Genomic DNA, 1,596 nt, shown 5'->3' with positions numbered 1-1,596 from the left:
CAGCCCTGCTGGGCACGCGGCCCGACGTCGTCGCCGCGGCCGCGATCGCACCGGCGCGGCGCCGGGTCGCGGCCAACCTCCGGCAACTGACGCGGCCACCGCGCCGCTGAACCGCCCCGGGCAGGGGCTTGATCCGGCGCAACGCGCGCGCCCGCGGGGCCGTGCACGATGCCGGGCGTGAACGGCGACGATCTCCTCGACGGCCTATGGCCCGACGACCCATGGCTGGTTGATCCGGCCGCCTTCGGCCGCTGCGCGACACCCCGCGCCCGGCTGCGCTTCCTGGTTACCTATGCGGTGCTGGCGCCGTCCGGGCACAACACGCAGCCCTGGACGTTCCGGCTGCAGGGCGACGCGACGATGGAACTGCGCGCCGACCGCACCCGTGCCCTGCCTGTCGTGGATCCCGTGGATCGCGCGCTGACCATCTCCTGCGCCGCCGCGCTGACCAATCTGCGCATCGCGGCGGAGGCGCTGGGCGAGACGGTCGAGGCCGAGGTGCTCCCGGACCCCGCCGACCCCGACCTGCTGGCGCGCATCGCGGCCAGGGGCACGCGCCCGCCCGTGCCGCGCGCTGCGCGGCTGCTCCGCGCCATGACGGCGCGGCGGACCAGCCGCTTCGCCTTCGAGCCCGACCCGCTGCCGGAACTGCTGCGGGCGGAGGCAACCGCCGAGGCCGAGGCGGCGGGCGCGGCGCTCTCCTGGGCCGAAACACCCGAGGATCGCCATGCGGTCGCGCTCCTGGTGTCGGAGGGCGACCGCATCCAGATGTCCGACCCCGCCTTCCGGCACGAGTTGGCGGCGTGGATGCGCTCTCGCCACGGACCGACGCGCGACGGCCTGTCGGGCGCCGCCTTCGGCATGCCCGACCTGTTGACCTTCGGTGCAGCGTTGGTGGTCCGGACCTTCGACATGGGCGCGGGGCAGGCGGCGCGGGACATGGCGCTCGCCGAAGGCTCGCCGGCGCTGGCCATGCTCGCAACCCCGGGTGATTCGCCACATGATTGGATGGCCGCGGGCGAGGCGCTTCAGCGCGTCCTGCTGGCGATCACCGCGGGCGGGCTCACCGCCTCGTATCTCAACCAGCCGATCGAGGTGCCAGCCCTGCGGGCGCGCCTCGCCGCCGCCTTCCGCAGTAGCGGCACGCCGCAGATCCTGCTGCGGGTCGGGCGCGGGCCGAAGCCCGTGCCGGCGGCCCGCCGGCCGCTGCGCGAGGTGATCCGCGAGGATCGCGCGTAGGGCCCGTCGGACAAGGCCGGAGCAGGTCGGTCTGGCGGGTCTTTTCCTCGCTGGGTTCGGCGTGCGGTTGCCGATGGAACCACCATCGGCAAGCCGCCTTCCTGCCCCTCAGCCGCCGGCCTCGTCCGACGGGCCCTGGGGCACATCCCGATCGACCTGACCTGGCCGCTCCGAACGGCGCGCTGCCGAGAAGGCGAGTTCCAGGGCAGCCGATCCCCGTTCGGGGGAACTTTCGGACGGCGCCGCGGCACCGTGGGCGACCGGGATGCGCAACTCCGCCTCGGTGCCCGGGCCGGCGTCGCGCAACGCCAGCGTGCCGCCGGCGCGGCGCGCGAGCGAGCCCGCGAGTCCGAGGCC

The 1,596-nt window shown here is 75.4% G+C and carries 2 protein-coding genes; one reads left to right on the top strand and one right to left on the bottom strand.

The genetic code is table 11. The features are described from left to right. The first annotated feature begins 177 nt into the window (after positions 1-177). Positions 178-1,239, top strand: a complete 1,062-nt coding sequence (locus L2I40_RS22970) for an Acg family FMN-binding oxidoreductase (protein ID WP_237217678.1) — start codon at positions 178-180, stop codon at positions 1,237-1,239. Positions 1,240-1,347: 108 nt separating this feature from the next. On the opposite strand, the gene L2I40_RS22965 is transcribed toward L2I40_RS22970, so the two are convergent. Further along, positions 1,348-1,596, bottom strand: a 249-nt coding sequence (locus L2I40_RS22965; RefSeq protein ID WP_237217677.1) for a hypothetical protein, incomplete at its 5' end; no start/stop codon positions are given.

Origin of the sequence: Falsiroseomonas oryziterrae (assembly GCF_021864505.1) — a bacterium.
GTDB lineage: Bacteria > Pseudomonadota > Alphaproteobacteria > Acetobacterales > Acetobacteraceae > Falsiroseomonas > Falsiroseomonas oryziterrae.
Note: the sequence above shows the minus strand (reverse complement) of the source record. Positions and strands in the feature narration are given on the sequence as shown.